Origin of the sequence: Celeribacter arenosi (assembly GCF_039539485.1) — a bacterium.
Taxonomy (GTDB): Bacteria; Pseudomonadota; Alphaproteobacteria; order Rhodobacterales; family Rhodobacteraceae; genus Celeribacter; species Celeribacter arenosi.
On the sequence record NZ_BAABDF010000003.1, the window covers coordinates 457,952 to 484,912 of the forward strand.

The 26,961-nt window shown below is 62.9% G+C and carries 28 protein-coding genes; 13 read left to right on the top strand and 15 right to left on the bottom strand.

Annotated features, from left to right (window positions below):
• Positions 1-60: 60 nt before the first annotated feature.
• Positions 61-948, bottom strand: a complete 888-nt coding sequence (locus tag ABD815_RS04405; RefSeq protein ID WP_344843964.1) for a CPBP family intramembrane glutamic endopeptidase — start codon at positions 946-948, stop codon at positions 61-63.
• A 118-nt stretch (positions 949-1,066) separates the two neighbouring features.
• Between ABD815_RS04405 and ABD815_RS04410 the strand changes: the two genes are divergently transcribed.
• From ABD815_RS04410 to ABD815_RS04430, 5 genes are all read left to right on the top strand, one after another.
• Positions 1,067-1,732 (top strand): hypothetical protein, encoded by a 666-nt coding sequence (locus tag ABD815_RS04410; protein WP_344843967.1) that lies wholly within the window; start codon positions 1,067-1,069, stop codon positions 1,730-1,732.
• Positions 1,733-1,856: 124 nt separating this feature from the next.
• A complete protein-coding gene (locus tag ABD815_RS04415; RefSeq protein WP_344843970.1) occupies positions 1,857-2,639 on the top strand; it encodes a DUF6478 family protein in 783 nt (260 codons plus the stop codon).
• Positions 2,640-2,650: 11 nt separating this feature from the next.
• The gene (locus ABD815_RS04420; protein WP_344843973.1) at positions 2,651-3,028 is read left to right on the top strand and encodes a hypothetical protein; all 378 of its coding nucleotides are present in this window, start codon (positions 2,651-2,653) and stop codon (positions 3,026-3,028) included.
• 68 nt (positions 3,029-3,096) lie between these two features.
• Positions 3,097-5,103, top strand: coding sequence for an FAD-dependent oxidoreductase (locus ABD815_RS04425; protein WP_344843976.1), 2,007 nt, complete (start codon positions 3,097-3,099; stop codon positions 5,101-5,103).
• A gap of 136 nt (positions 5,104-5,239) precedes the next feature.
• The gene (locus ABD815_RS04430) at positions 5,240-6,145 is read left to right on the top strand and encodes a LysR family transcriptional regulator (protein ID WP_344843979.1); all 906 of its coding nucleotides are present in this window, start codon (positions 5,240-5,242) and stop codon (positions 6,143-6,145) included.
• Positions 6,146-6,168: 23 nt separating this feature from the next.
• Here ABD815_RS04430 and ABD815_RS04435 read toward each other — a convergent pair whose 3' ends face one another.
• Genes ABD815_RS04435 through ABD815_RS04445 form a run of 3 tightly spaced genes read right to left on the bottom strand, consistent with a single transcriptional unit; the run spans position 6,169 to position 8,599 of the window.
• Complete coding sequence (locus ABD815_RS04435; protein ID WP_344843982.1) at positions 6,169-7,137, bottom strand: OmpA family protein; 969 nt, start codon at positions 7,135-7,137, stop codon at positions 6,169-6,171.
• Complete coding sequence (locus ABD815_RS04440) at positions 7,134-7,862, bottom strand: GNAT family N-acetyltransferase (RefSeq protein WP_344843984.1); 729 nt, start codon at positions 7,860-7,862, stop codon at positions 7,134-7,136. The genes ABD815_RS04435 and ABD815_RS04440 overlap by 4 nt, the downstream gene beginning before the upstream one ends.
• The gene (locus ABD815_RS04445) at positions 7,859-8,599 is read right to left on the bottom strand and encodes a competence/damage-inducible protein A (RefSeq protein ID WP_344843987.1); all 741 of its coding nucleotides are present in this window, start codon (positions 8,597-8,599) and stop codon (positions 7,859-7,861) included. Before ABD815_RS04445 ends, ABD815_RS04440 begins: the two co-directional genes overlap by 4 nt.
• A 47-nt stretch (positions 8,600-8,646) precedes the next feature.
• Here ABD815_RS04445 and sfsA point away from each other — a divergent pair, with 47 nt between their 5' ends.
• The 3 genes from sfsA to ABD815_RS04460 all read left to right on the top strand — a co-directional run bounded on the left by sfsA (position 8,647) and on the right by ABD815_RS04460 (position 11,508).
• On the top strand, positions 8,647-9,339 hold the full coding sequence (sfsA, locus tag ABD815_RS04450) for a DNA/RNA nuclease SfsA (RefSeq protein ID WP_344843990.1): 693 nt from the start codon (positions 8,647-8,649) through the stop codon (positions 9,337-9,339).
• Positions 9,340-9,404: 65 nt separating this feature from the next.
• Positions 9,405-10,241: a type I methionyl aminopeptidase gene (gene map, locus ABD815_RS04455; protein ID WP_344843993.1), complete on the top strand. Its 837-nt coding sequence runs from the start codon at positions 9,405-9,407 to the stop codon at positions 10,239-10,241.
• 187 nt (positions 10,242-10,428) lie between these two features.
• Positions 10,429-11,508: a TRAP transporter substrate-binding protein gene (locus ABD815_RS04460; RefSeq protein WP_344843996.1), complete on the top strand. Its 1,080-nt coding sequence runs from the start codon at positions 10,429-10,431 to the stop codon at positions 11,506-11,508.
• 121 nt (positions 11,509-11,629) lie between these two features.
• Here ABD815_RS04460 and ABD815_RS04465 read toward each other — a convergent pair whose 3' ends face one another.
• The 3 genes from ABD815_RS04465 to ABD815_RS04475 are packed head-to-tail and all read right to left on the bottom strand — an operon-like array spanning position 11,630 to position 14,051.
• On the bottom strand, positions 11,630-12,289 hold the full coding sequence (locus ABD815_RS04465; RefSeq protein ID WP_344843999.1) for an HAD family hydrolase: 660 nt from the start codon (positions 12,287-12,289) through the stop codon (positions 11,630-11,632).
• The gene (gene rsmD, locus ABD815_RS04470) at positions 12,286-12,846 is read right to left on the bottom strand and encodes a 16S rRNA (guanine(966)-N(2))-methyltransferase RsmD (RefSeq protein WP_344844002.1); all 561 of its coding nucleotides are present in this window, start codon (positions 12,844-12,846) and stop codon (positions 12,286-12,288) included. Before rsmD ends, ABD815_RS04465 begins: the two co-directional genes overlap by 4 nt.
• The gene (locus ABD815_RS04475) at positions 12,846-14,051 is read right to left on the bottom strand and encodes an NAD(P)/FAD-dependent oxidoreductase (RefSeq protein ID WP_344844005.1); all 1,206 of its coding nucleotides are present in this window, start codon (positions 14,049-14,051) and stop codon (positions 12,846-12,848) included. The genes rsmD and ABD815_RS04475 overlap by 1 nt, the downstream gene beginning before the upstream one ends.
• Positions 14,052-14,125: 74 nt before the next feature.
• On the opposite strand from ABD815_RS04475, the gene ABD815_RS04480 reads away from it, so the two are divergent.
• Positions 14,126-14,614, top strand: coding sequence for a peroxiredoxin (locus ABD815_RS04480; RefSeq protein WP_344844006.1), 489 nt, complete (start codon positions 14,126-14,128; stop codon positions 14,612-14,614).
• Between the two features lie 70 nt (positions 14,615-14,684).
• On the opposite strand, the gene ABD815_RS04485 is transcribed toward ABD815_RS04480, so the two are convergent.
• From ABD815_RS04485 to ABD815_RS04515, 7 genes are read right to left on the bottom strand one after another with little or no spacing between them, the layout of a single operon-like run.
• Complete coding sequence (locus ABD815_RS04485) at positions 14,685-15,533, bottom strand: mechanosensitive ion channel family protein (protein ID WP_344844009.1); 849 nt, start codon at positions 15,531-15,533, stop codon at positions 14,685-14,687.
• Positions 15,526-15,828 (bottom strand): 4a-hydroxytetrahydrobiopterin dehydratase, encoded by a 303-nt coding sequence (locus ABD815_RS04490; RefSeq protein ID WP_344844011.1) that lies wholly within the window; start codon positions 15,826-15,828, stop codon positions 15,526-15,528. The genes ABD815_RS04485 and ABD815_RS04490 overlap by 8 nt, the downstream gene beginning before the upstream one ends.
• Complete coding sequence (locus ABD815_RS04495) at positions 15,821-17,005, bottom strand: GNAT family N-acetyltransferase (protein ID WP_344844282.1); 1,185 nt, start codon at positions 17,003-17,005, stop codon at positions 15,821-15,823. The genes ABD815_RS04490 and ABD815_RS04495 overlap by 8 nt, the downstream gene beginning before the upstream one ends.
• Before the next feature lie 43 nt (positions 17,006-17,048).
• Complete coding sequence (locus ABD815_RS04500; RefSeq protein ID WP_344844013.1) at positions 17,049-17,807, bottom strand: glycerophosphodiester phosphodiesterase family protein; 759 nt, start codon at positions 17,805-17,807, stop codon at positions 17,049-17,051.
• The gene (locus tag ABD815_RS04505) at positions 17,807-18,265 is read right to left on the bottom strand and encodes a RidA family protein (protein ID WP_344844016.1); all 459 of its coding nucleotides are present in this window, start codon (positions 18,263-18,265) and stop codon (positions 17,807-17,809) included. Before ABD815_RS04505 ends, ABD815_RS04500 begins: the two co-directional genes overlap by 1 nt.
• Positions 18,266-18,292: 27 nt before the next feature.
• Complete coding sequence (locus ABD815_RS04510) at positions 18,293-19,606, bottom strand: HlyD family type I secretion periplasmic adaptor subunit (protein WP_344844019.1); 1,314 nt, start codon at positions 19,604-19,606, stop codon at positions 18,293-18,295.
• Positions 19,603-21,342 (bottom strand): type I secretion system permease/ATPase, encoded by a 1,740-nt coding sequence (locus tag ABD815_RS04515; RefSeq protein WP_344844021.1) that lies wholly within the window; start codon positions 21,340-21,342, stop codon positions 19,603-19,605. The genes ABD815_RS04510 and ABD815_RS04515 overlap by 4 nt, the downstream gene beginning before the upstream one ends.
• 210 nt (positions 21,343-21,552) lie before the next feature.
• On the opposite strand from ABD815_RS04515, the gene ABD815_RS04520 reads away from it, so the two are divergent.
• Positions 21,553-22,302: an MlaA family lipoprotein gene (locus ABD815_RS04520; protein ID WP_344844024.1), complete on the top strand. Its 750-nt coding sequence runs from the start codon at positions 21,553-21,555 to the stop codon at positions 22,300-22,302.
• Positions 22,295-22,888: an MlaC/ttg2D family ABC transporter substrate-binding protein gene (locus ABD815_RS04525; RefSeq protein WP_344844027.1), complete on the top strand. Its 594-nt coding sequence runs from the start codon at positions 22,295-22,297 to the stop codon at positions 22,886-22,888. The genes ABD815_RS04520 and ABD815_RS04525 overlap by 8 nt, the downstream gene beginning before the upstream one ends.
• A 52-nt stretch (positions 22,889-22,940) precedes the next feature.
• Here ABD815_RS04525 and ABD815_RS04530 read toward each other — a convergent pair whose 3' ends face one another.
• A complete protein-coding gene (locus tag ABD815_RS04530; protein WP_344844030.1) occupies positions 22,941-25,121 on the bottom strand; it encodes a transglycosylase domain-containing protein in 2,181 nt (726 codons plus the stop codon).
• A 267-nt stretch (positions 25,122-25,388) separates the two neighbouring features.
• Here ABD815_RS04530 and ABD815_RS04535 point away from each other — a divergent pair, with 267 nt between their 5' ends.
• Entirely contained in the window at positions 25,389-25,727 is a 339-nt protein-coding gene (locus ABD815_RS04535; RefSeq protein WP_344844033.1) for a P-II family nitrogen regulator, read from the top strand.
• Positions 25,728-25,764: 37 nt separating this feature from the next.
• Positions 25,765-26,961, top strand: a 1,197-nt coding sequence (locus tag ABD815_RS04540) for an ammonium transporter family protein (RefSeq protein ID WP_344844034.1), incomplete at its 3' end; no start/stop codon positions are given.

The following is a 26,961-nucleotide window of genomic DNA, read 5'->3' on the forward strand; positions in this document are numbered from 1 at the left end:
ACGGGGCAATTGGGTTTGCGTTTTGCAGTTGGATTTAAGGGGTGGGGGCGGGAATTGCAATCAACGCCTGATCGCGATGCGCGCGGCGAGCCATGTGACGAAGAGGACGGCGGCCTCGAAGACGATGATCATCGGGTCGGCGAGGATGTCGGAGAGGTCGGCGGTTCTGGTGTAGAGGCCGAAGGCGGAGAACAGCCCGTCGGGCGGGGCGATGAGCATGGCGGAGATGTTGTTGACGAAGTGCAGCACGATGGCCGGTCCGAGCGTGCCCGAGCGCGCCGTCAGATCGCCCGCCGCGAGGCCGAACATCACCGCCCAGCCGAGCGTGAACCACAGGCCAATGCCGGTCAGGGTGCCGTTATAGTGCAGGAGGCCAAAGACGAAGGCAGAGGCGAAGAGGCCCGACAGGTAGGACCCCGTTGCGCCCGCGATTTGCGATTGCAGGTAGCCGCGAAAGAACACCTCCTCTGCGGTGACCTGCACGGCGATACCCAAGAGCGCAAACGGCACCCACATCAGCCATTGGCGCAGCGGGAGTTGGGCGACGAGTTGGCTGCCTTCGCCGTCCCATGGCAGCATCAGGGTGATGGCGACGATGGGGGCGATCCATTTGGTTGTGGTGCGGATTTGATCGCGCATCAGGGCGGCGGGGCCGGTGATGTCGCGCAGCGAGCGGTCGTGCAGGCGGCGCGCGGTGAGGATGGAGCCGAGCAGCAGCAGGGAAAATCCGGCGAGCACCACGAAGACCCCGCCTTGGCGGGTGGAGACCGTGTCGCTGGGCAGGGCAAAGGGCGACAATTCGGGGGCCAGCGACATGACCACCGAGTAGAACAAAGGCGTGACCGCGCCGATCAGCCCGAGGGCGAGCACGAAGACCACGCCGAGCCGCCAGAACTCCGGTCGCCGCGTTGCGGATTGCAGGATCGCGTCATAGGGGTGGGGCGTCATGGTGGGCCTTTCTGGCGTGGTGCGACTGGCATAACACCGCGCACGCGCGGGGCAAAGGCTTGCTGCGCGCGGCGATTGACCTGTAACTGCGCGCGCCAAACCCATGAAGGAGCCGCGCGTGGCACGAATCACTCCAGAGACTTTGATACGGCTGGTCCGTGTTGTCGGGTCGGTGGGCGCATTCGGCCTGTTTTCGGCCTGTCAGGCGTTTCCCCAACTCGTGCCCGAAACGCCGGTTGCCTCGGCGAGCGCCAATGCCCCGCGCGCGCCCCGTCAGGCGCAGCTTTATGGCGGGGCGTTCAAGGTTGCAGGGCCCAAGGGTTATTGCATCGACACCGCCGCCTTGCAGGACAGTTTCGTGTTGCTGGCCGAGTGTAACGCGCTCGAAGGGCGCAGGGTCGAGCCCGGTCAGACGGTGCCTGCGATCCTGACTTTGTCCGCCTCTGAGCCGCTAGACGATGTCGCGGTGTTTGATCCCAGCGCCGCGGCGGCGTTTTTTGCCACGCAGAACGGGCGCACGGCCCTGTCGCGGGTGGGCAATGGCGACACGGTGACGGTTCTGGAGACGCAGAAAAAGGGTGCGACGGTGTTTGTGCATGCCTCTGACAGCGCGCCTGCCAACGTGCCGGGATTGGCGGGCGAATATTGGCGCGCGGTCTTTGTGCAGGACGGGCGGTTGGTGACATTGACGGCGACGGGGCTGCGCGCAGCACCAGTCGAGGGGGCGGTTCTGGCGCGGCTGTTGGCCGAGTTTTCCACCGCGATCCGCGCCTCTAACCGTTAAGCGCGCGGGGGGCGTTGTCACAGGGCGGACTCCGGGCGCGTTCTGGGGTGTTGTGAGGCGCTCGATAGGTCGCTATCGTCCGACAACCAAAACGGGTCGGCCGGACCGGCAAAGGGCGAGAACCGTGGCAGCGAAAAACGGGCGATTTAACAGATTCTTTGCGGGTGTCGCACATAAGCTCATGCTGCGGCGCTGGGCGGATCGGGTGCGCCGTGCCGAGGGGATTTCATTAACCGAATTGCGCGAACAGCGGCTTCAGGCACGCGCGCAGCGCTGGCAGATCGACCGGTTTTTGCATGTCGCGGACGGGCGGTTGGCATTGCCTGCGCTCGGCTCGAACGCGATGCAATTGCCGATGTTCACCGAGTGGTCCCATCGCCCTGATCTGTGGCGCGGTCGGTTGGCCAATGCCGGTTTGGTGGCGGTGCCTTCAAAGACCAGTCTGGGGCCCGACACGACGGTGTTTCATGATGCCAATCTGGCCGATATGAGCCTGCGCCAGAACCGCAATAACAGCGAAGATGATCTCGCGCCGTTCGGGGTGTTGATCGATGTCTACCGCTTTGACGGGAGTTTCCTGTCGTTGTCGATCGATCTGCCCGAGGATGCGGTCGAGGGGGTGAGCAAGCGCCATGTGATCCGGCTCGACTGTGTGCTCGAGGCCGAGCGCTATTGCGACGTCTCGGCGCGTCTCAACATTCAACATGGGCCCAACCGCGAGCAGATTGTGCGCAACCTGCCGGCCTGTCGCGGTGAGGTGTCGGCGGAGTTTGATCTGGCCTATGCCAATCTCGATGAATTGCGGGTCGAGAAGATGTGGATCGATCTGATTTTCTCGACCGTGCAGATGAACCGGATCGGGGTGCGTGATCTGTTTGTGTCGCGTCGCCCGCGGGCGGAAATTTAGGAGGACCGGCGATGGCAGAGCCACAACTCGTCAAAACGCGTGTTCAGGCGGGCATCTGGGAGGGGGAACTCACCGGACCCGACGCGGCGCCGGTGATCGAGGTGACCCATCTGGGCGACCCTGTCGAGGGGGTTGAGGTGTCTGCTGTCGCGGGGCGCGCGCAGGTGTGGCTGGTGCGGTTTCCTTTGCCTGCGGGGCGGTTGACGGACGGGTTGCAGTGTTTTGTGCTGAGCGACGCGGGCACGGGCGTGACACTCGGGACGGTCACGGTTCAGGTCGATCTGCCCGATGAGGCGAATTTGCGCGCCGAGGTGGAATTGCTGCGCGCGGAGTTGGAATTGCTCAAGGCGGCGTTCCGGCGGCACTGTGTTGATACGGGTGCTGTGTGATCTGACGCCGCGTAGTGCGTGACAGGGGCGGCCTGCGCGCGCAATTTGGCGCCCAAAGGGAGGCCTTCATGACAGATTACCCGCATTTACTTGCCCCGCTCGATCTCGGATTTACCACGTTGAAGAACCGTGTGCTGATGGGGTCGATGCATACCGGTCTCGAAGAGCGCGGCGATTGGGGCGCGGTGGCGGAGTTCTACGGGCTGCGCGCGCGCGGTGGTGTGGGTCTGATCGTGACGGGTGGCATTGCGCCGAGCGATGAGGGCGGCGTCTATCCCGGTGCGGCGGGTCTTTATAGTGAGGCCGATATTGCCAACCACCGGATTGTGACCGATCGCGTGCACGCAGAGGGCGGCAAGATCGCGATGCAGATTTTGAATGCGGGGCGCTATGCCTATGGGCCCAAATGCGTCGCCCCTTCGGCGATCAAATCGCCGATTTCGCCGTTCAAGCCGGTGGAGTTGGATGAGGCGGGGATTGAAAAGCAGATTGCCGATTATGCGACCGCTGCGCTGCGTGCCAAAGAGGCGGGTTATGACGGGGTCGAGGTGATGGGCAGCGAGGGCTATCTGATCAACCAGTTCCTCGTGCGTCACACCAACAAACGCGAAGACCGGTGGGGTGGGTCCTACGAGAACCGGATGCGCTTTGCCATCGAGGTGGTGAAACGCGTGCGCGCGGCGGTGGGGCCGGAGTTCATCGTGATCTACCGCATTTCAATGATTGATCTGGTGCCCGATGGGTCCACCTTTGAGGAGGTGGTGCAGCTCGCGCGCGAGGTCGAGGCGGCGGGTGCGACGATTTTGAACACTGGGATCGGGTGGCATGAGGCGCGTGTGCCCACGATTGCCACCTCTGTGCCGCGGCGGGCGTTTTCATGGGTGACCAAGAAGATGATGGGTCAGGTGTCGATCCCTGTGATCACCTCGAACCGGATCAACATGCCCGATGTGGCGGAGGCTGTTCTGGCCGAAGGCTGCGCGGATATGGTGTCGATGGCGCGCCCGTTTCTGGCCGATCCCGATTTCGTGGCCAAGGCGGCGGCGGGACGGGCGGGCGAGATTGCGCCCTGTATCGCGTGCAATCAGGCCTGTCTGGACCACACGTTTTCGGGCAAATTGACCTCCTGTCTGGTCAATCCGCGCGCCTGCCACGAGACCGAGTTGGACTATGCGCCGGCAGCGGAACCCAAGCGGGTCGCGGTGGTCGGGGCGGGTCCTGCGGGGATGATGACGGCGATTGTTGCCGCCCAGCGGGGTCATAATGTGACACTTTTCGAGCGCTCAGAGCGGCTCGGAGGTCAATTGAACATGGCCCGCGTCATTCCGGGTAAGGAAGAGTTCCACGGGCTGGTGGCGTGGTTCGAGACCATGGTTGCGCGTTCCGGCGTGGATGTGCGGTTGGGCGAGAGCGCGACGGCCGAAGGGTTGGCAGGGTATGACGAGGTGGTGATTGCCACCGGTGTTGTGCCGCGCGATGTCGAGATTGCGGGGTCCGAGCGTCACGGGAATGTTGTCTCTTATATAGACGTGCTCGCCGGTGGGGCGAATGTGGGCAAAACCGTGGCGATCATCGGGGCGGGCGGCATCGGATTTGATGTCGCAGAATACCTGACCACGGGGGAGAGCCCGACGCTCGACCTTGCGGAGTGGAAAGAGGAGTGGGGGATCACCGATCCGGCGGTGGACCGTGGTGGCCTCGCGCCGGAAGGTCCCAAACCCGAAGCGCCCGAACGCGCGGTGACCCTGTTGCAGCGTAAGGCCGAGAAGCCCGGAAAGCGGCTCGGCAAGACCACGGGGTGGATCCATCGTGCGACGCTACAGATGAAGGGTGTGCGCATGATGGGCGGGGTTTCCTACGATGAAATCACGCCGGAGGGGTTGGTTGTCGGCAAAAACGGCGCGTCCGAGATGATCGAGGCGGAGACGATCGTGCTCTGCGCCGGTCAGTTGCCTGCGCGCGATCTGGCCGACCAACTGCCGCGGGCGCATGTCATTGGTGGCGCTGATGTGGCCGGTGAGTTGGACGCGAAACGGGCGATTGATCAGGGGGCGCGACTGGCCGCAACGCTGTAAAATCGCGCTTTGTTAACGTTTCTCGACGCAAAACGATCTCTAGTTCTCCTTCGTATTGTCGCCGCTCCTCCGCATTCTTGCCTGATTGTTTTGGCACCTTTGAGCTCTTAGGGGCCAAGACGACGGAATTTTGCTGATGGATAGACTGACTGAAATGGAGGCCTTCGCCACGGTTGTGGATCAAGGCGGTTTCACTGATGCAGCCAAGAAAATGGGGATTTCAAAATCCGCAGTTTCAAAACACGTTTCCTCATTGGAAGCGCGACTGGGTGCACGGTTGCTGAACCGTACCACACGGCGGGTGTCGCCCACGGAGATCGGTCTGGCCTATTATGACCGCGCGCGCCGCGTTCTCAACGATGCGGGCGAGGCGGATGCTCTCGTCACGTCGATGCAATCGGCGCCCTCGGGTCTGTTGCGGATTTCGGTGGCCACGGATTTCGGTGTGAACCACCTGTCGCCGGTATTGGGCGAGTTTCTGGGCGAATTCCCCGACATCACGGTCAATATGGTGCTCAACAACCGCTATGTTGAGTTGATTTCGGAAGGCTTTGATATGGCCGTGCGGATCGGTGAGCTGGAAGACAGCACGCTGCGCGCCCGTAAACTGACCGAGACCACCAAGAAAATGGTCGCCTCCCCGTCCTATTTCCAGAAGTTCGGCCGCCCGATGAAGATCGACGATCTCAACGAGCACAAGCTTTTGCATTACTCCAATCAGGCCAACAACGCGGTTTGGAAACTGACCGCGCCGTCGGGTGAAAAGCGTCAGGTGCGCACCGCCGGTTGGTTGACGGTCAATGACGGGCAGTCGTTGTTGAACGCGGCGATTTCGGGTCTCGGCATCGCCTATCTGCCATCCTTCCTCTATGCGGATGCGATGGAGCAGGGGTTGATCGAGGAGGCCATTCCCGGTCTGCCCGAAGAAACCCAAGGTGTTTATGCGGTTTACCCGCCGGGTCGCTTTACCCAGCCCAAGGTGCGTGCGTTCATCGATTTCCTCGTGAACTCCTTTGCCGATAAAGGCCCTGAAAAGTGGTAAGAAACTAGAGCTTTGGCTGCGCCTTATTCGGGCGCGGCCAGCACGGCTTCGACGCGCCGGTTCGCTTCGCGCCCCTCGGGGGTTGCATTGGAGGCGCGCGGCGCGAGATAGCCCACCCCCATTGCATCCAGACGATCCGACGCGACGCCATGGGCGTCGATCAGCCGTGTGCGCACGGCGCGTGCGCGGGCGGTCGAGAGCGCTTGGTTCGCGTCGAGCGCGCCGACATTATCGGTATGGCCGACCAACACCATCCGCGCCTGTGGTTCGTCGCGCAGGTATTTGGCAAGCTCCGCCAGAGACGCGAAGGGGCCATCGCCCAGTGTCGAGGACCCCGGCGCGAAGGACAGATCATCCAGAGAGACATGGCCGGTTTGGGAAAGCTCGGCGGGAATGCTGCCTGCGGGGGCGGTGATGACTTTGGTCGTTGTGGTCTCGGTCGGCGAGGGGGCGACGGTGTCCACGATCAGGCGCGGGGCCCCTTTGGGCGAGACCTCGGTGAGGTGGATAAAGCCCGCCGTGCGCCCGCGCGAGGTGACGATGGAGGCGGCGCGCCCGTCCTCATGGGTGGCCAGAAGGTATTGGAAGTTGCCCAGATCGACATGCATCGCCGGTTCGGGCAGCAGCGCGAGGCGATAGCGGAAATCAAAGCCGCCACAGACCACATCGGCGCAGGCAAGGCGGCTGGTGTATCCGGCGGCGGCCAGCTGGGCGGCCAGAGGCGCGATCATTTGGTAAGGCGTCAGCGAGGTTCCCGTGAGGCGATAGGCGCGCCGGTTTCGGGTGCCGAGCACGTCGATGGTAGTGACGCCTTCGTCGCTATAGGTGGTGACGGGGAAGGAAAAGCTGCGCTCCGCTGTGGAGCGTTCCATGGTGAGTTGCGCGGCAGATGGCAGGTCAAAGGCGGCCAGAGGCGCGGGCGAAACCGACGCCAGAGCGATCGCGCATGCTGCGGTCCCAAGGAGGGCTATGAGGGGGCGCGGTCGGGTCATTTCACCCTATAGTGGTAGTGGGCGCAGGGCGTCATTCCAAGCGAAGAATAGAGTGCGTTGGCGGGGTCATTGGCGTCTGTGACCTGAACGCAGAGGGATTTTGCGCCCCTTTCGCGCGCCCAGTCGGCAGCGCAGTTCATCATCGCGCGCGCCACGCCGCGCCCACGCAGGGCGGGATCGGTGACTAGCGCGTGGACCGAGGCGATGCCATCGGCGAGCGCCACATAGGCGGTGCCTGCGGGGGCCTGTCCGATGCGGGCCAGAAGCGTGGTTTTGGGGGTCTGCGCGCGGGTCATGATGGCGATGCGATCGGGGCCGATGCCGTCGTGGCGCCAGATCTCGCGCTGCACCGCGAGGGGCGGCCAGACGGGGTAGGTGCGGTCGGGGTCTGTGGGGGAGAAGGCGTCGATGGGGGCGATGCGCAGGGTGACGGGGTCGAGGATGCGGTAGCCGCGCGCGGCGAGGTCTGAGTCGAGGGCGGCGTCTGTCGGGGATCCGTCGCGGATCATGAAGATCGGGGGGCGTGCGTCGGCGGCAAAGCGGGCCTCGATTTTGGTCAGGTCGGAGGGGGAATGGGGTGCGGTGGCGGTGGCCGCGCTCACGCGTTTTCCCCCGCCCGCGCCGGTGCGGTAGGTGAAGGGGCCAAGCGCGGTCGTGGCCGCGGGGGGCCATGCGGCCTCCAGTGCGGTGAAAAGGGCGGCGAATAGGGTGGCGGGTGCGATCATTCGGGCGGGAAGAGCGCGGAGAGTTCGACCATGGCGGCGTCGATGCGCGCGCCGTCGCTGCCACGGATCACGATATTGGTGCCATAGGCGCCGTTGCGTTGGAACGGGTAGGAGCCCACGGAGAGATCGGGGTAGCGGGTCGCCAGATCGCGCAGCGGGTCGGCCACCACGCCTTCGCCGCGATTGATGCGGTAGGTTTGCGACATCAGGGGGTCGCCGCCGGTCAGCGTGGGCAGGAGAGAGGCGACCATGGCGGCAAAGATATTGGGGACGCCGGCCATGACATGCACGTTTTGCAGCGTAAATCCGGGGGCGATGGAGATCGGGTTTTCGATCAGCGTTGCGCCATCGGGGATGCGGGCCATGCGCAGGCGCGAGGGGGTGAATTCGGAGCCTTGGGCGGCGTAATGCGCGGCCATCAGGGCGCGGGCGTCGTCGCGCACGTCGATGGGGGTGTCAAAGGCGGCGGCGACGCAATCGGCGGTGATATCGTCATGGGTCGGGCCGATGCCGCCGGAGGTGAAGACGTGGTCGTAGGTGCCTGAGAGCGCGCGCAGGGCGGTGATGATGGCGTCGCGGTCGTCGGAGATGACGCGCACTTCGCGCAGGTCGATGCCGTGGCGGGTCAATTCGCCTGCGAGGTGGTGCATATTGGCGTCGCGCGTGCGCCCCGAGAGGATTTCATCCCCGATGACGAGCATCGCGGCGCTGGGCATGGCGGCGGTGGGGTTTGACATGTGTTCCTCCTTGAACGCGCGTTGGGGATCGGTATAGGGCGGGGACCATGCGCTTTCAAACTGAACTCGTGTCCGGGGTGTTGATCCGGCGATATAAACGGTTTCTGGCCGATGTTTTGTTGCCTGACGGGCGCGAGGTTGTGGTGCATTGTCCCAACCCCGGGTCGATGTTGGGGATGGCCGAGGCGGGAATGCGGGTCTGGGTCGAACCCAACAGCGATCCGCGCAAGAAGTTGGATTATGGATGGCGGCTCGTCGAGGTCGGGGGCGCGACGGTGGTGGTAGATACCGGCATCGCCAATCGCGTTGTGGGCGAGGCGCTGCGCGCCGGTTTGATCGAGGGATTGCAGGGCGAGGTGCGCGCCGAGGTGCCCTATGGCGCCAATTCGCGGGCGGATTTTCTGGTGGAGAGTGCGGCGGGGCGCATTTGGGTCGAGGTGAAGTCGGTGACCCTGTCGCGCGCGCCGGGATTGGCGGAGTTTCCCGACACCAAGACCGCGCGCGGGGCGAAACATCTGGGGGAACTGGCGGCGCGGGTGGCGGCGGGGGACGGGGCGGTTTTGCTCTATCTCGTCGGGCGCGATGATTGCGACCGGATGACTGTGGCGGGCGATATTGATCCCGCATATGCGGCGGCGGCGGATGCGGCGCGCGCGGCGGGCGTTGCCTTTCGCGTTTATGGTGTGGAGGTCGGGCCGCAGGGTGTCGAGTTTGTGCCCGCGCCACTCGCCCTGATGTGACGCCTAGGTACTAGCCCTTTGCGGGCGAAACGCCTATATCGTGCGCAAAGACGAAGGAGAAAGACGTGGACGAAACCCATCGTGGCCGCATCACCAAGGACGGCATTCGCATCCATGAGGACGCGGATTTTGCAGGCATGCAGGCCGCCGGTCAGGTGACCGCGCAAATCCTTGACGAAGTGGCGGCTCTGGTCGAGCCGGGGGTGACGACCGAGGCGATCGACGATTTTATCCGCCGTCGGGTGGAGGAACTGGGCACGGTGTCGGCGACGATTGGCTATAAGGGCTATCGCCATGCCTCGTGCATTTCGGTGAACCACGTCGTCTGTCACGGCATTCCCGACGGCAAGATTCCGGGGCGCAAGGATAACGTTCTGCTCGACGGCGATATCATCAACATCGACGTCACCGTGATCAAGGACGGGTGGTTCGGCGATAGCAGCCGGATGTATGTCGCGGGCACGCCGAAGAAATTCGCCGCCCGTCTTATTCAGGTGACGCACGATTCCCTGATGCTCGGGATCGAGGCGGTGAAGCCGGGCAATACCTTTGGCGATATCGGGCACGCGATCCAGTCCTATGCGGAGAGCCAGCGGATGTCTGTGGTGCGCGATTTCTGCGGTCATGGGCTCGGGCGGGTGTTCCATGCACCGCCCAATGTGCTGCACTACGGGCGCGCGGGTCAGGGTCCGGTTCTCGAAGAGGGGATGTTTTTCACCATCGAGCCGATGATCAATCTGGGCCGCCCCGAGACCAAGGTGTTGAAGGACGATTGGACCGCGATCACGGCGGATCGCAAACTGTCGGCGCAGTTCGAGCACTCCATCGGGGTGACCGCGACGGGGGCCGAAATCTTTACGCTATCGCCGACAAATGCGTTTTTTCCGACTTACGGGGAATAAACCGCGCCAATTCTCCGTCAGCGCTAAAATTCATAAATATGAATAAAAGCAACGACTTAAATCCGGGATTTTCGGGGGCTGGATGTATCTAGTTGAGAATGACTTGCAACTAGGGTAAATCCGCCCCATGTCTATCCCGTCTGCGGCTTTGTCCGCACCCCAAGCCAGTCACGAAGGAGGCTTGCCCATGCATAATCTCACCAAATCCGTAGCCGCAGCGGCGCTATTTTTCGCAGGAACCACAGGTGCGTTTGCCCAGGAGGTCACGCTGCGTTTCCAGCATTTCGTGTCGCCCGCCTCCGGGTCGCCGATGTATTTCATGGAGCCATGGGCAGAGAAGATCGAACGCGAGAGCGAGGGTCGCATCAAGATCGAGATCTATCCGCTGATGCAGTTGGGGGGCCGTGCGCCGGACCAATACGACCTGATCCGCGATGGCGCGATTGACGGGGGCTGGGTCATTCCGGGTTATCAGCCGGGCCGTTTCCCCGAGGTCGAGGCGCTGGAGTTGCCGTTCATCACCGCGAAGTCGGGTGAGTTGGCGTCCATCGCGGCGTGGGAGTTTACCCAAAAGCACCTGATGGATGATTTCGCCGATGTGAAGGTTCTGGCCGCGCACATGCATGGCGAGGGTTTGGTCCACAAAAAGGGTGCCGCGCTGACCACGATTGAGGATTTCAAGGGGCTGAAGCTGCGCGCGCCGACGCGCACCTCAACGTTGCTGTTGGACAAACTCGGGGCGACGCCTGTGGGGATGCCGGTTCCGGCCTTTCCCGAAGCGCTCGCCAAGGGGGTTCTTGATGGCGGGGTGATTACGTTCGAGATGGCACCATCGCTCAAGCTCGACGAATTGACCGACAGCCACACCGATGTGGCCGGTGACCGGTCGCTTTATAACCTCTATTTCATCTGGGCGATGAACAAGGCGAAATACGACAGCCTGCCCGATGATCTGAAAGCGGTGATTGATGCCAACTCCGGCCTGATGGCCAGCGAATGGTCGGGCGTTGCCTATGACATGGGTGACGAGGACGGGTTGGTCGAGATTGCGGCATCGGGCAATGAAATCGCTGTGCTCAGCGAAGAGGAAACGGCAAAAATCCGCGCCTTGGGCGAAGAGGTGATTGCAGAGTGGGTTGCCGAGATGACGGCCAAAGGTTACCCTGCGTCAGCTTTGGTTCAGGATGCCCGCGCTGCGGTGGATCATGCACTGGCAAGCCACCCGTGGATTGACACCACGGGCGCGGCGATCACGGTTAGCAAGTGACCGGAAATATCTAACCGTTAGAGCGGTTATAGGGCGGTAGGCGCATCGCCCCTTTGAAAGGGCCGGTCCAGGGGTGGGGTGGCCCTTTCTTCTTGTCTTGGAGGTTTGTCTTGGGGGCGGTTTAGCGCGGATTTGTCAGGCCGAGGCGGGCGGGCAGGTCGGCCATGGCGGCGAGGTGTTCGGCGCCCGTTGCGGTGAGATGCGCGCCATCGCCGCGTGTGTCGAACCCAAAACAGCGCATATTGGCGCGCGCCGCCGCGATGCAGCCCGAGGGGCTGTCATCGATCATGATCGCGCGGGTGGGATCGACGCCCATAGAGCGCGCGGCGATCAGCAGCAGCTCGGGGTCCGGTTTGCCCGTGCCATGGGTGTGGGCGGAGTGCAGGCGGCCCGCGAGGCGTTTGTAGAAGGCGGGATGCGCGCCGAGCGTGATCTCCATTTTCTCCATCGGGCCGTTGGAGGCGACGCAATAGGGGATGCCAGCGGCGTCGAGCGCGTCGAGGGCGGATTCGATACCCACGATCAGGGCCACGCCGTCGCGCAGGCGGTCGAACATTTTGGCGTAGAAATCGGGGACCCATGTGTCGGGCAGCGTTGCGCCATTGGCCACGGCTTTCTTGGCGACGTTGGACATCATCAGGCCGGTGTAGTCGCGTTCGATGTCATCCATGGTGAGGGTGAGGCCATGGGCGTCGAGGTCATCGCGCAAAAGCGCCAGCGTGGGCGGTTCGCTATCCACGAGGACACCGTCGCAGTCGAAAATCAAGAGATCGGGTTTCATGCGGGCTCCAGAAAGTGGATTTTGGTGTCGCCGTAGCGGCGGGTGTCGAGCAGGGTGAGGGCGTCGGGCGGGGTGATCTCGGCGCTTTCTTCCCACACGATCAGGGCGTCGGGGGCGATCCAGCCGCCGGTGAGCGCGGCGGCAAGCGCCTTTTCCCCGAGCGATTTGGCGTAGGGCGGATCGAGGAAGACCAGCGTGAAGGGCGCGCCGAGGTTGCCGGGCAGGCGGGTAGCGTCGCTGCGCAGTAGGGTGGTGTCCGATTGCGCGCGGCATTTGGCGATGTTTTCGAAAATGAGGCTCTGTGCCTTTCGCCCGTCGTCCACGAAGGTGACGTGGGATGCGCCGCGCGACAGCGCCTCCAGCCCCAGTGCGCCGGTGCCCGCAAAGAGGTCGAGGACGGTGGCATCTGTGATCGGGTCGCCGAAACGGCCGCCCGCGAGGACGTTGAACAGGCTTTCGCGCGTGCGGTCGGTGGTCGGGCGCAGATGGGCGCCCGCGTCGCCTTTGCCTACCGAGGCGAGCGTGAGGCCGCGATGTTTGCCTGCGATAATGCGCATCAGGATTTCAGGAGCGGTTTGAGGTCGACCTCGGGGTCGGCGGCAATGTCGGGGTCGACGTTTTTGCCCGCTTCGATGAGGCGTTTGGCGATCATATAGGCGCGCGGATCGTTCATGGCGTCGATCGCGATGAGGCGGTCGTTGGCGTAATACCAGTGCGAGCGCGAGGTTTCGCCGTCGCGCACCACCACGCGGTCGTGGCCGGTGGACAGGCCCGCGATTTGCAGTTTGATGTCGTATTGATCGGACCAGAACCACGGTTTGGGCGTGTAGGTCACATCGTCGCCGGCCATGTTTTTCGCCGCGACGTCGGCCATGTCGATGGCGTTGCCCACGGATTCCAGACGCATTTGCGCGCCCGCATGGGGGAAGGATGCGCAGTCGCCCGCGGCGTAGATATCGGGGTCGCTGGTGCGGGCGTGGTCGTCGCAGGCGATGCCGTTGTCGAGGGTGAGACCCGCGTCTTCGGCCAGCTTTGCGGCGGGGGTGATGCCGACGCCGACGATCACGAAGTCCACGTCGAGCGTGGTGCCATCAGTGAGCGTGGCGGCGCGCACGCGGGTGTCACCGGTGAGGGTTTGCAGGCCGACGCCTTCGCGGATGTCGACGCCGTGGGACCTATGCAGGTCGCGGAAATAGTCGGAGGTCTGCGAGCTGGCGACGCGTTGCAGGATGCGGTCGGCCATTTCGACGAGCGTGACGGTGAGGCCCTTTTTGGCGGCGACGGCGGCGGCCTCCAGCCCGATGTAGCCGCCCCCTACGATGAGGACGCGCGCGCCGTCGACCAGTTCGGGGCCCATGGCGTCGGCGTCCGCGAGGCTGCGCATGGTGTAGACGCCGTCGAGGTCACCGCCGACGGCGGCGGGCAGGCGGCGGGGCAGCGATCCGGTGGTCAGGGCGAGTTTGTCATAGGAAAGCGTTTCATCCTCCAGCGTCACGCGATGCGCCGCCGGGTCAATGGCGCGCACCGATTGGCCGGTGACGAGGCGGATGTTCTGATCATCATACCAACTGCGCGGGCGCAGGTAGAGCCGGTCCAGCGGCATGTCGCCCAAAAGGTAGGATTTCGACAGCGGCGGGCGTTGGTAGGGCGGCGCGGTTTCGTCACCGATCAGGGTGATGTCGCCATCAAAACCCTGAGCGCGCAGGGTGCCTGCGAGTGTCTGACCTGCCTGTCCGGCACCGATGATGATGAAATGGCTCATGTTTTTCCTCTGGACAGTTCCGTGCGGGACCCTACATCTCGGGTCATTGGAAACGCAACGATGAGACATGACAAATGACAATTTCTGTGGGCGACAAACTACCGGGCGGAACGGTTTTGATCATGGGCGCCGAGGGGCCCGAGCAGGTTGATCTGGCCAAGAAGTTCGCGGGCCGCAACGTGGTTCTCTTTGGTCTGCCCGGCGCGTTTACCGGCACCTGTACCAACGCGCATCTGCCGAGCTTTATCCGCACCAAGGGCCAGTTCGATGCCAAGGGCGTGGACGAGGTGATTTGCCTCGCGGTGAACGATCCCTTCGTGCTCGACGCGTGGTCGTCGGCCACCGGTGCGGGTGCGGCGGGCATTACGCTGGTCGGGGATGCGGGTTCGGAATTCGTCAGCGCCGCGGGTCTGGACATGACCGCGCCGGGTGCGGGTTTTTACAAACGCTCGAAACGTTTCGCGCTCTATGCCGAGGATGGTGTGGTCAAGGTGATCAACATCGAGGACAGCCCCGGTGTGTGCGGGATTTCCGCAGGCGAGGGATTGTTGGCCGAGATGTAAACCGGCCCGTCATGAGTTACGAAAAACGCCGCAGGAGACTGCGGCGTTTTGTTTGTGCGGGTGGTCGGATTTAACCTGCGTTGCTCAGAACGGTGCGGGTCGGGAAGGGGATGTCCACGCCCGCTTGGTCGAGCGCCTCTTTGACCTTTCGTTTCATGTCGGCCTGATAGGCGAAATAGTCGCTGCCATTGACCCAGACGCGCACGAGGAAATCGACCGAGAAATCGCCCAGATTATTGACCTGAATAAAGGGTTCGGGGTCGGGTTTGGAGCGCGTGTCGGCCATGATGGTTTTGCGGATCACCTCTTCGGCGGTTTTCAGGTTGGCGCCATAGCTTACCCCGAACACCCATTCCGCGCGGCGCATTTTATTGGCCGAGTAGTTGGTGATGATGTCGCCCCAGACCTGCGCGTTGGGCACGATGACCTGCACGTTGGAGGTGTCGGCCAGTTCGGTGAAGTTCAGCGAGATGTCTTTGACGGTGCCCATTTTGCCCGCGACCTCGACGAAATCGCCGTTTTTGAAGGGGCGGAAGAAGACGATCATCACGCCTGCGGCGACGTTGGAGAGCGTGCCCTGCAGCGCCAGACCGATGGCCAGACCGGCGGCACCGATGGCCGCGACCAGAGAGGTGGTTTGGATGCCGAAGGTATTGAGCACCAAGAGCACCGTGAAGGCGATGATCGTGTAGCGGGCGATGTTGGAGAAGAAGCCGAACAGCGTCGCGTCCAGATGCGGGTAGCGATCGGAGATGCCGCGCACACGGCGACTGACCCAGCCTGCGAAGAAGAACCCGATCAGAAGCAGCGCGGTTGCCGACAGGACCGATCCCACCGCGCTGACGAGGAATTCCAGCGTCAGGATGTCGCCGATGGATTTGCCGCCGTAGATTTCGGTCGTGAGAAACTTTTCAAGCATGCGGTGCGGCCTCATCCATTTTTCGTGCGAGTTTGATGTCTTTGTCGGTGAGCCCGCCCGCGTCATGGGTGGACAGGATGACTTCTACTGTGCGGTAGACGTTTGTCCATTCGGGATGGTGGTTCATTTTCTCTGCATGCAGCGCCACGCGGGTCATAAAAGCGAAGGCCTGCGTGAAATCGGGGAATTTGAAGCGTTTTGCGATGGCCGCGCCGCCTTCGGTTTCCGCCCAGCCGGTGTCGAGGAGGGGGGCAAGCTTTTCGGCGCGATCGGGGTCGGAAAGGATATCAGTCATGGTCGCTCTCCTGATTGGTTTTTCGAAATGGCCCGTAGGCGGTGAGCAGGCTGACCTCTTCGCCCACGGCCGCGCGTTCCTGATCGAGGTAGTCGGCGATGGCGCGCCGGAAACCGGCGTCCGCGATCCAGTGTAGCGAATGGGTTTCGTTGGGCAGGTAGCCACGGGCGAGTTTGTGTTCGCCCTGCGCGCCGGCTTCGACGCGGGTGAGGCCATTGGCGATGGCGTAGTCGATGGCCTGATAGTAGCAGAGTTCGAAATGCAGCGCGGGGTGGTGTTCGCTGCACCCCCAGTAGCGCCCGAACAGCGTGTTTTGCCCGATGAAGTTGAGCGCACCGGCCACGGGGTGACCATCGCGCGTGGCGAGGATGAGGAGGATTTCGGAGCGCATTGTTTCATGGACATGATCAAAGAACGCGCGGGTGAGGTAGGGGGTTCCCCATTTTCGCGCGCCTGTGTCTTGGTAAAAGGTCCAGAAGGCGTCCCAGTGTTCGGGTTGGATGGCGTCGCCGGTGAGTTGGATGATCTCTCCGCCAAAGCTTTGGGCCTGCGCGCGTTCGCGGCGGATGTTTTTGCGTTTGCGCGACGAAAGCGCGGCGAGGAAGGCGTCGAAGTCTGCGTAGCCGTTGTTTTCCCAGTGGAATTGTTGGCCTAGGCGGGTGAGCAGGCCCATGTCTTCGCCCGCTGCGGCCTCTGTGTCGGTGCAAAATGTGATGTGCAGCGAGGAGAGCCCCATTTGATCGCACAGTTGCACCGCGCCTTGGACGAGGGCGGCCTGACCGATTTCCTCGCACCCTTCGCGGGTCAGCAGGCGCGGGCCTGTGACGGGGGTGAAGGGCACGGCGATTTGCAGTTTCGGGTAGTAGCGCCCGCCCGCGTTTTCATAGGCATGGGCCCATTGGAAATCGAAGACGTATTCGCCCTGCGAGTGGGATTTGAGGTAGGCGGGGGCGACGGCGATGGTGTCTTCGCCGCGTTTGGCCATCAGGTAGCGCGGGTGCCATCCGGTGCCTGTGCCGACCGATCCGGAGGCTTCGAGGGCGGCGAGGAAGCGGTGGGTGGTGAAGGGATCGGGGGCGGTTCCCGTGGCGGGCGCGCGTGCGCAGGCATCCCATTCGTCGGGCGCGATGTCCGTGATGGTCGAGGAGACGGTGATGGTGATTTGTTCTGACACGATTGGCCCTTTGTTCACCCTAGGTTTGGGGCACCATGCGGCAGGGTCAAGCGGGGAGGTAGGATTCGAAGGTGATATTATCGGCAACAGTGCGCGCGGCGCGTTCGTCATCGCCCGATCTGACAGTCCAGCACAGGATTTTGGCACCGCTGTCTTTGAGGGCGCGCACGCGGGGGGTGCCAAGGTCGCTCCAGTGGTGCGAGATGAAGGAGGCGCCCGCGGTGTCATAGTCGGGGATGGTGCGCAGGTGGCGGCGGGTCTGGTCGCTGAGCAGGGGCCAGTTGTCGGGCGCAAAGGCGCTGGTGGTCAGGCCGCGCGGGATCTGCGGGGACAGGCGGGCCATTTCGATCACAGAGTGCGGGTTGAAGGACATCACCGCCACGGGGCCTTTGTAGGCGTTGAGCAGCGGGGCCATGGCGGCCTCAAGGGGGCCGATGTCGGGGCCCATATTGCCGTCCTGATCCTTGATCTCGATGAGCAGGGGCACGCGGCCTGCGATGCGTTTGAGCACATCGGCGAGGGTCGGCACGCCGGTCTCGCCGGTGGTGAAGGTCGCGCGTGACAGGGTGTCGGTGGTTTGCATCGCGATAGGACCGCGCAGGTCTGTGAGGCGGGCGAGGTCGTAGTCGTGAAACACCATCGGGGTGTTGTCGCGGGCGGGTTGGATGTCGATTTCGATGCCAAAGCCCGCGTCGATGGCGGCGTCGATGGCGGCGAGGTTGTTTTCGGCGCGCGTCACATTGCCATCGTGCAGGGCGCGGTGGGTGATCGGGCGGGCGAGGAAGGCATCGGGGAGAGGCGGCATCAGGCGATCTCGAAAATGGCCTCGATTTCGACGGCCACGCCGAGCGGCAGGGACGCGGCGGACACGGCCGAGCGGGCGTGGCGGCCTTTGTCGCCGAGGAGCGCGACGAGAAGATCGGAGGCGCCGTTGATGACCTTTGGCTGGTCGGTGAAATCGGGGGTGGAGTTCACAAAGCCGGTCAGTTTCACCACCCGCACGAGGCGTGACATGTCACCGTTGAGAGCGGCGCGCAGTTGCGCCAGCAGCGCCAAGGCGCAGCGTTCAGCCGCCTTTGCGCCCGCAGCGGCGTCCATCGTGCCGCCGAGTTTGCCGAGGATCAGGCCGTTTTGGTCGCTCGAAATCTGGCCGGAGACGAAGAGCTGTGCGCCGCTTTGCACGAAGGGCACGTAGTTGGCCGCGGGCGCGGGGGCGTCGGGCAGGGTCAGGCCGAGGTCGGCGAGTTTGGCGTCGATATCCATGGGAACTCCGGGGCAGGAAGGTGGGTGTCAGTCTTCGCGGAAGGCGCGGTTGAAATAATCGGCCAGCGGTTTGGTCAGATAGGCAAGGGCGGAGCGTTCGCCGGTGGACATGAAGGCCTCGACCGGCATGCCGGGGATGAGGGTCGAGCCCTCCGGCAGACGCGCGCGTTGCTCTTCGGGGAGCTGGATTTCGGCGCGATAAAAGCTCTGCCCTGTGGCCTCGTCGAGGAAGGCGTCGGGGGAGACGAGAATGACCGAGCCGGTCAGTTCCGGTGTGGTGCGTTGGTCGAAGGTGGTGAAGCGCAGGCGCACGGGTTGGCCGGGATAGACCTGATCGATGTGGATCGGGTTGACGCGCGCGGAGATGATCAGCGGGCGGTCCTGTGGCACCAGAAAGAGCACCGGTTGAGCGGGCGAGACGACCGCGCCGGGGCCAAAGACGCTCAGGTTATAGACCACGCCGGAGACCGGGGCGCGCAGTTCGAGACGCGCGAGGCGGGCGCGCAGGGCGCTGCGTTGTTCGGACAGGCGCAGGATGTTGAGTTGGGTATCGCGCAGCTCGGCAATCGCGGCTTCGCGCCGGTCCGAGGTGGATTTGAGCTTCTGCAATTCGATTTCGGTGATTTGCACGCGGGCGCGGGCCTGTTCGGCCTCGAGGCGGCCGAGTTCGCCGGAAACCGACACGATATCACGGCGCAGCGCAATGACGCGGGCCTGTTGGGTGAGGCCACGGTCGAGCAGGGTTTGTTGGGAGGTGAGTTCCTCCTCCACGAGGCTGCGTTGTTCGACGAGGGCAGCGGCCTGTGCCTGAAGGCCATCGATCTGGGCCTCGATCTGGTCGCGTTGGCGCGAGAGTTGTTCGATTTCGGTCTCTGCGGTGGTGCGGCGGGCGTCAAAGAGGTTTGTCTGCCCCTCGACCATGCGGTCCACTTCGGCGTCGGCCCCGATGAGCGCGGCGATTTCGTCGTGGAAGGTGATGGTGGGCGCGCCGTCGCGCTCCGCCTCTAGACGGGCGGCGCGGATTTGGAGTTCGTTGAGCTGATCCTCGACGATCACCAGTTCGCTGGCCACGTCTTCGCCCGAGAGGGTCATCAACAGGTCGCCGGCTTTGACGATGTCGCCTTCGCGTACGAGGACCGATGCCACTTCGCCGCCATCGCGGTGGGCGATTTCCTGACGGTTCTGGTCGACCTGCACCTGACCGGAGGCGACCACGGCACCGTCGATGCGCGCCATCACGGCCCAGCCGCCAAAGCCGCACACGAGGGCGACGACGAAGATCAGGCCGAAGATGACGACGCGGCGCGCGGAGCGGGCGATATTGGCGGAAACATCGCTCATTGGACGCCGCCTCCTTGTTTGGAGCCTTCGAGGATCTGTTTGGAGTTTTTCACGATTTCACGCAGCACCTCGTCGCGGGGCCCGAAGGCGCGTCGCATGCCGCCGTCGAGCATCAGGAGGATGTCGCATTCCTGAATGGCCGAGGGGCGGTGGGCCATGATGAGCACGGCACCGCCTTCTTCTTTGTGGCGCCGGATCGCTTTGTTGAGGGCCGCGGAGCCGTCGTTGTCGAGGTTGGAGTTCGGTTCGTCCAGAATCACCAGCACGGGGTTGCCAAAGAAGGCGCGCGCCAGACCGATGCGTTGCAGTTGCCCGCCCGACAGCAGGCCGGAGGCGGAGGACACATGGGTGTCATAGCCATTGGGCAGCGACAGGATGAGATTATGGGCGTCGGCCTTTTTCGCGGCGGCGACGACGGCCTCCGCGTTGGGGTTGAGGTCGAGTTTGGCGATGTTTTCGGCGATGGTGCCGTCAAACAGCGTGACCTGTTGGGGCAGGTAGCCGATGTGTTGGCCGAGCGCCTCGGGGTCGTATTGGTCGAGTTTCGCGCCATCCAGACGGATTGCGCCCGAGGTGGTGGGCCACACGCCGGTCAGGGCGCGCGCCAGCGTCGATTTGCCCGCCCCCGAGGGTCCGATCACGCCGAGTGCCTGACCGGGTTCGAGGTCAAAGGACACCATGCGCAGCGAGGCCTGTTGTTGGCCCGGGGGCACGACGGAGACCTGATTGGCGCTCAGGCGGGCGGCGGGGCGTGGCAGCGGCGTGCGCGGCGCGGCGGGGCGTTGACTGCCGAGCAATTCGCCAAGGTCGGCCCAGCCGCGTTGCGCCAGTTGCAGCACCTGCCATTGGCCGATCAGGGTATCGACGGGTTGCAGGGCGCGCCCCAGAAGGATCGAGGAGGCGATCATCGCGCCGGCGGTGACTTCGCGTTGCAGCACGAGATAGGCGCCGAGCGCGAGCATGGCCGATTGCAAAAACAGGCGCATGGCGCGTGAGAAGGCGGTGAAGGATTGGGTGACGTCTTCGCCAGCGGTCGCTTTTTCGAGAGCCGTGCGGCGTGATTTCAGCCAGCGTTTATAGGAGCTTTCCTGCATGCCGAGCGCGCGCAGGGCCTCCGCCGAGGAGGTCATGCGGGCGGCCATGCCGGTGGCCTCTGCCTCTGCCTGTTGGGCGGTTTCCTGACCGCGTTTGGCGGCGATGCGGTGAATGAGCGTGAGCAGCACGAGGATACCACCGCCGAAGAAGGCGAGCATGCCGAGGTAGGGGTGGAAAATCGCGATACCGGCGAGGAACAGCGGCACGAAGGGCAAATCGAACATCGCCGCGATAACCGGAGAGGCCAGAAAGCGGCGGATGGCGGCGAGGTGGTCCATGGCGCGCACGCGCGCGACCTGACGTGGTTCGCTGGCGGCCTGTGCCATGGAGGCGTGGAACACGCGGTCTTCGAGGTCGGTTTGGAACCGTGCGGCGATCCGCGAAAGCACGCGCGAGCGCACGCCGTCCAGAAGTCCCATCATCAGGTAGAGGAAGGCGACGATCACGAAGAGCGCGACCAAAGTCGCCTCCGAGCCCGAGCCCAGCACACGGTCATAGACCTGAAGCATGAACAGCGGGCCGGTCAGCATCAGCATGTTCACACAGGCGGAAAACACCGCCGTTGACCAATATAGACCGCGCGAACGGCGGCGCACCTCGGCGAGCTCTTCGAGCCCCAAGCGATTCTCAGCGTTACTCATGACTGGGTCATACCCCGATTCCATCCACAGTGCGCAACACTGTAGAGTGCTGGGATGCGCGCCGCATCATCTGTTGAAACTTTGCCACAGCATCGCGCGGCTGTCGCATTTTTGGTTGGGCATGTTCTCTACCCGGCATATGTGGCATTTATATGCAGCGTGTCCGGCGCCGTTACCCATATCCGATCCGCCAATAGTTAGGTTTGTTCCATGTTCCGTCTTCCGCTTTTCGCCTCTCTCGCCGCGGCGCTTTTATTGTCTGCCTGTACCGCTCCGCAGAGCCGCGGGATCAATGATCCGTTCGAGGAGACGAACCGGCGCTGGCATGAGACCAACGTGGCGATTGACCGCGCGTTCGTGGGGCCGGTGGGCAAAGCCTATGGCGTTGTGCCCGATGATTTGCGTCAGGGCGTGTCCAATATGTCCGATACGCTGTCGCTGCCGGGGATGGTGATCAACGATGTGTTGCAGTTCCGCTTTGGCGATGCGCTGCACAATTCGGCGCGTCTGGTTTTGAATGCGACCATGGGGATTGGCGGGTTCTTTGATCCCGCGACCTCGGCGGGTCTACCCGAGCGCAAGAGCGATTTTGGCGAGACATTGGCGCGCTGGGGTGTGGGCGAAGGGGCCTATGTGGTTCTGCCGGTCATGGGGCCATCGACGGAGCGCGATGCCTTGGGATTCGTGGTCGATGTGATGCTCGACCCTCTCGGGCCGCTTCTGGACCCATCACAAACGCGTGTCAGGAGCGTTTTGAAGGTCGGTGAATTGGCGGATGATCGCGCACGCTATTCTGATCTCTACGAAAGCGTCCTATATGAGAGCGCAGATAGTTATGCGCAGATGCGTTTGACCTATCTGGACAACCGCCGCTTTACCCTCGGGCAGGGCGCGACACAAACGACGGGCGAAGACACATCGGGTGCCGCCTATGACATTTACGAGGACTTCTATGAGTAATCATTTGCTGACCCGCCGTTCCCTGATCGCCTCTGGCGCGGCCTTTGCCATGGCGTCTGTGATGCCGGTGGCCGCATTTGCGTTTTCCACGGCGCAGGCGGAAACCCTGATCGGGAAAGCCGTTTCCGAGATCAACGGCATCATCAATTCGGGCAAATCCGAAAACCAGATGTATGTTGATTTCGAGAAAGTCCTCACACGCTACGCCGACACTGCCAGCATCGCGCGGTCGGTTCTCGGTCCGACGGCGCGCACGGTGTCTTCGGGTCAGTTGAATGCCTTTACCAAGGCGTTCCAGACCTATGTGGCGCGCAAATACGGGTCGCGTTTCCGCGAATTCATCGGTGGCGAGATCAAGGTAAACCGCACGCAGAAGGTCAATTCGATCTATGACGTGCAGTGCACCGCGATCCTCAAAGGCGAAGCGCCTTTCGCGATTTCCTTTATCGTGCACGATGCCTCGGGCAAGTTCATTGATTTGCAGATCGAGGGGATTTCCCTGCTCAAATCCGAGCGGGCCGAGATTGGCGCGCTGCTCGACAAGGCCGGTGGGTCGATCGACAAACTGACGGCCTCGCTCGTCTAAGGCGTCCAGGTCCGAAGAGAATAGATGCGCGCCGGGTCATTCCGGCGCGCTTTTAGTTTTTGCCGCCGAAAATCTGGTTGAGGATGTCGATGAGGACTTTTTCGGTCTTGCTCTGCCCGCGGTTGGTGTTCTGGGTGGTGCCCGTCTGAGCGCCCGACTGGCCGCCCGACTGCGCGGTGGTGGTCGTGCCCGGGATACGCGGGGGCGTTGCGGGGCGGATCATCGGCAGGGGGCCAGCTTCGCGGTTGGCATACACGCGCGCCATGGTTTCGTGCCAGATTTGCGCGGGCAGACCGCCGCCGGTCACGCCGGTGAGGGGGGTGTTGTCGTCATAACCCATCCACACGCCCGCCACGTAGTCCGAGGTGAAGCCCATGAACCACGCATCGCGCGCGGCCTGTGTGGTGCCGGTTTTGCCCGCCGACTCGATCCCGTCGAGACGCGCGCGGGTGCCGGTGCCCGATTGGACGACGTTATACATCATGTAGATCAACTGCTGGGCGGCGTCGGGGGTGATGACCCTTTCGCCAAGGCCGCCGTCCTGTCCCATGATCGCGTCTGTGTCGCCTTTGATGCGCAGGGATTTGAGGCCATAGGGCGTGACCGACGAGCCGCCGTTGAGGATGCCCGCATAGGCCCCCGTCAGATCGAGCAGCGTGGTTTCCGAGGCGCCGAGCGCGAGCGCGGGCCCCTGTGCGAGGTCGCTGTCGAGGCCGAACATCTCCGCCACGGTGCGCACGTTCTCAAGCCCCACATCCATGGCGAGTTTGACGGCGGGGATGTTGTAGGAATGTTTGAGCGCCTCGGTCAGGGTCACCGCGCCGTGGAAGGAGCGGTCGTAGTTCTGGGGCTCCCACGCGCCGGAGCCGGGGATATTGACGGTGATCGGTTCGTCCACGATCGCGCTGTCATAGCGGTAGCCCATGTCGAGTGCGGCGGCGTAGACAAAGGGTTTGAAGGCGGAGCCTGCCTGACGGTTGGCCTGTGTGGCGCGGTTGAAGGCACCGGAGACTTTGAGTTTGCGCCCGCCCACCATGGCACGCACGGCGCCATCCGCGCTCATCACGACGATGGCGGCCTGTGCCTCTGATCCTGCGCGCACCTTGTTTTCAAAGACCCAGACGAGCGCCTCTTCGGCGGCGTTTTGAATGCTCTGGTCGAAGGTGGTTTCGATGATGACGTCTTCGGTAGTGTCGCGGGTGAGGAAGTCGGGGCCTGCGCCCATGACCCAATCGGCAAAGTAGCCGCCGGCGCGTTTTTCCGCCGTTTCGGAAAGCTGGGCGGGGGAGGCTTTGGCCTCTGCGCGCTGGGCGTCGGTGATCATGCCCTGCTGGTTCATCAGGAGGAGCACGATGCCCGCGCGTTCCTGACTGCGTTTGAGGTCGGAGGTCGGCGCATAGCGTGACGGCGCGGTCAGCAGGCCTGCGAGCATGGCGCTCTCGGCGATGTTCACCTGCGCGGCGGATTTGCCGAAGTAGCGCTGGGCGGCGGCCTCAAACCCGTTGGCACCGGCGCCGAGGTAGACGCGGTTCATATAGATCGCGAGGATTTCGTCCTTGGTGTAGGCCACTTCCATCGCCATGGAGTAGACCATTTCCTTGATCTTGCGCGCCATGGTGGTCTGGCGGCAGTCGGATTCATATTCGGTCTGGCTTTCCCATTTCTTTGGATCAAAGGGCACGCCGAGGCACAGGAGTTTCGCGGTCTGTTGGGTCAGGGTCGAGCCGCCATGCCCCGAGAGGGGGCCGCGTCCCTCCGAGAGGTTGATGCGCACGGCAGAGGCGATGCCGCGGGGCGAGACACCGAAGTGGCGGTAGAAGCGTTTGTCCTCGGTCGCGATGATGGCGTCTTTGAGATGGGGCGACACGGTGTCGGCGGTGATCTGGCCGCCGAACTGTTCGCCACGCCACGCGTAGACCTCGCCGCTGCGGTCAAGCATGGTGACCGATCCGCGTGCGCGCCCGTCCAGAAGGTCGCCGTAATGGGGCAGCGTGGTGTAGATGTAAAAGACCGCAGCACCCAGAACGACGGCCCCTGCGAGGGCGGTTCGCGACACGATGACCCAGATAAGGCGCATCAAAAAGCGCCACAGACGGCGAATCGGCCCGCCCGCGGGTTTGCGCCCTGCGGGTTTTTTGCGCGGTTTTCGGGTTTTTTGCGGTTTTTTGCGCGAATCTGCCGCGTAACGCCGCTCTGCCACCAGCTTTTTGTCGCCGTTGCCCTGTCTCACCATACCGTCTGCTCGCCTGTTTTGGCTCTTTTATCGCAGACTACATCAGGGGGCACGGGGAAGCCCACGGAAAAAGCGGCAAAACTCCGCCTTCTTAAACCGCCTAAGTTTTAATCAACTCTGCCTATTTGTGCATTTTTTGTGCATCAAGTGGTGTATATGCCTGCTTTTCGACCCACGCATTTCTTGTGAACCCGCCCTTAACATCGTTTTGCTCGGGCCGTGACTGCCGCACAAGGCAGCCGCCCGCTCTAACGGAAGGGGAAACAAGTGAAACTCATTATTGCTGCAATCAAGCCATTCAAGCTTGAAGAAGTCCGCGAGGCGCTGACCGGTATCGGTGTACGCGGCATGATGGTGACTGAAATCAAAGGCTTTGGCTCGCAATCGGGTCACACCGAAATCTATCGCGGTGCTGAATACGCCGTGAATTTCGTGCCGAAGGTAAAACTTGAGATCGTTGTGGCAGATGCCATGGCCGAACAGGTTGTCGACACCATCGCTAAAACCGCCAAAACCGACAAGATCGGCGACGGCAAGATCTTCGTACTCGACGTAGAAGGCGCCGTGCGCGTCCGCACCGGCGAGACCAATGACGACGCGGTTTAATCCGCGCTTTTCATCGAGACGAAAGGGACCAACTCAGATGAAACTCACTAAACTCATTCCGGCCACGGCTGCGGCGACACTGATCCCGCTCATGGCGTCCGCGCAAGACGCGGCGGCACCGGGCTTTGACGAAATCGGCCCGTACATCATGACAACGCTGTTGTTCTTGATTGGCGGCTTTCTTGTGATGTGGATGGCTGCGGGCTTTGCGATGCTCGAAGCCGGCCTTGTGCGCTCCAAAAACGTGAGCACGCAACTTCTTAAAAACATTGCGCTCTTCGCCTTTGCGGGGATCATGTACTGGTTCGTCGGTTACTCCATGATGTATCCGGGCGAATGGATGATTGAAGGCGTCATCGGCTCCTTCGGTCTGGCCTCTATGGAGCCTGTCGGTCTCGACGTTGCGGACGCATCTCTCGACTATGCATCTGTCGCATCCGACTTCTTCTTCCAGCTGATGTTCTGTGCGACCACCGCGTCCATCGTGTCCGGTACACTCGCAGAGCGGATCAAAATCTGGCCGTTCTTTATCTTCGTTATCGTTCTGACAGGCCTGATCTACCCGATCGAAGCATCCTGGCAGTGGGGCGGCGGCTTCCTCTCCGAAATGGGCTTTTCCGACTTTGCAGGTTCCACACTGGTTCACTCTGCTGGTGGTTGGGCTGCTCTTGCCGGTGCCATCATTCTGGGTCCACGTCTGGGCAAATACAAAGATGGCAAAGTCAACGCGTTCCCCGGTTCGAACCTCGCCCTCGCAACTTTGGGTACGTTCATCCTGTGGCTCGGTTGGTTCGGCTTTAACGGTGGTTCGCAGCTTGCGGCCGGTACCGTTGGCGACATCACCGACGTTGGCCGTATCTTCGTGAACACCAACATGGCGGCGTCTGCCGGTGCGGTTGCAGCGCTGATCGTAACCCAGCTGGTCTACGGCAAAATCGACCTCACCATGGTTCTCAACGGTGCACTCGCGGGCCTCGTGTCCATCACCGCAGAACCTCTCACCCCGTCCCTGTTCATGTCTCTCCTGATCGGCGGTATCGGTGGTGTGATCGTGGTCTTTGCAGTGCCGTTCCTCGACAAGCTCAAGATCGATGACGTGGTCGGCGCTATCCCTGTCCACCTGATCTGCGGCATCTGGGGTACCATTGCGGTTCCGCTGACCAATGACGGCACGTCCTTTGGGACACAGCTCGTCGGTATCGTTGCCATCGGCGCCTTTACCTTCGTCGCTTCG

What these genes read in the sequence shown, in the direction of transcription:
- ABD815_RS04475 (WP_344844005.1), bottom strand. Translation starts at nt 14,051, where the DNA reads ATGAGCCATTTCATCATCATCGGTGCCGGACAGGCAGGTCAGACACTC.
- ABD815_RS04445 (WP_344843987.1), bottom strand. Translation starts at nt 8,599, where the DNA reads ATGTCAAACCCCACCGCCGCCATGCCCAGCGCCGCGATGCTCGTCATC.
- ABD815_RS04430 (WP_344843979.1), top strand. Translation starts at nt 5,240, where the DNA reads ATGGATAGACTGACTGAAATGGAGGCCTTCGCCACGGTTGTGGATCAA.
- ABD815_RS04405 (WP_344843964.1), bottom strand. Translation starts at nt 948, where the DNA reads ATGACGCCCCACCCCTATGACGCGATCCTGCAATCCGCAACGCGGCGA.
- ABD815_RS04520 (WP_344844024.1), top strand. Translation starts at nt 21,553, where the DNA reads ATGTTCCGTCTTCCGCTTTTCGCCTCTCTCGCCGCGGCGCTTTTATTG.
- ABD815_RS04460 (WP_344843996.1), top strand. Translation starts at nt 10,429, where the DNA reads ATGCATAATCTCACCAAATCCGTAGCCGCAGCGGCGCTATTTTTCGCA.
- ABD815_RS04515 (WP_344844021.1), bottom strand. Translation starts at nt 21,342, where the DNA reads ATGAGTAACGCTGAGAATCGCTTGGGGCTCGAAGAGCTCGCCGAGGTG.
- ABD815_RS04465 (WP_344843999.1), bottom strand. Translation starts at nt 12,289, where the DNA reads ATGAAACCCGATCTCTTGATTTTCGACTGCGACGGTGTCCTCGTGGAT.
- ABD815_RS04425 (WP_344843976.1), top strand. Translation starts at nt 3,097, where the DNA reads ATGACAGATTACCCGCATTTACTTGCCCCGCTCGATCTCGGATTTACC.
- ABD815_RS04530 (WP_344844030.1), bottom strand. Translation starts at nt 25,121, where the DNA reads ATGGTGAGACAGGGCAACGGCGACAAAAAGCTGGTGGCAGAGCGGCGT.
- ABD815_RS04525 (WP_344844027.1), top strand. Translation starts at nt 22,295, where the DNA reads ATGAGTAATCATTTGCTGACCCGCCGTTCCCTGATCGCCTCTGGCGCG.
- ABD815_RS04480 (WP_344844006.1), top strand. Translation starts at nt 14,126, where the DNA reads ATGACAATTTCTGTGGGCGACAAACTACCGGGCGGAACGGTTTTGATC.
- ABD815_RS04435 (WP_344843982.1), bottom strand. Translation starts at nt 7,137, where the DNA reads ATGACCCGACCGCGCCCCCTCATAGCCCTCCTTGGGACCGCAGCATGC.
- sfsA (WP_344843990.1), top strand. Translation starts at nt 8,647, where the DNA reads ATGCGCTTTCAAACTGAACTCGTGTCCGGGGTGTTGATCCGGCGATAT.
- ABD815_RS04510 (WP_344844019.1), bottom strand. Translation starts at nt 19,606, where the DNA reads ATGAGCGATGTTTCCGCCAATATCGCCCGCTCCGCGCGCCGCGTCGTC.
- rsmD (WP_344844002.1), bottom strand. Translation starts at nt 12,846, where the DNA reads ATGCGCATTATCGCAGGCAAACATCGCGGCCTCACGCTCGCCTCGGTA.
- ABD815_RS04420 (WP_344843973.1), top strand. Translation starts at nt 2,651, where the DNA reads ATGGCAGAGCCACAACTCGTCAAAACGCGTGTTCAGGCGGGCATCTGG.
- ABD815_RS04485 (WP_344844009.1), bottom strand. Translation starts at nt 15,533, where the DNA reads ATGCTTGAAAAGTTTCTCACGACCGAAATCTACGGCGGCAAATCCATC.
- ABD815_RS04490 (WP_344844011.1), bottom strand. Translation starts at nt 15,828, where the DNA reads ATGACTGATATCCTTTCCGACCCCGATCGCGCCGAAAAGCTTGCCCCC.
- ABD815_RS04440 (WP_344843984.1), bottom strand. Translation starts at nt 7,862, where the DNA reads ATGATCGCACCCGCCACCCTATTCGCCGCCCTTTTCACCGCACTGGAG.
- ABD815_RS04500 (WP_344844013.1), bottom strand. Translation starts at nt 17,807, where the DNA reads ATGCCGCCTCTCCCCGATGCCTTCCTCGCCCGCCCGATCACCCACCGC.
- ABD815_RS04505 (WP_344844016.1), bottom strand. Translation starts at nt 18,265, where the DNA reads ATGGATATCGACGCCAAACTCGCCGACCTCGGCCTGACCCTGCCCGAC.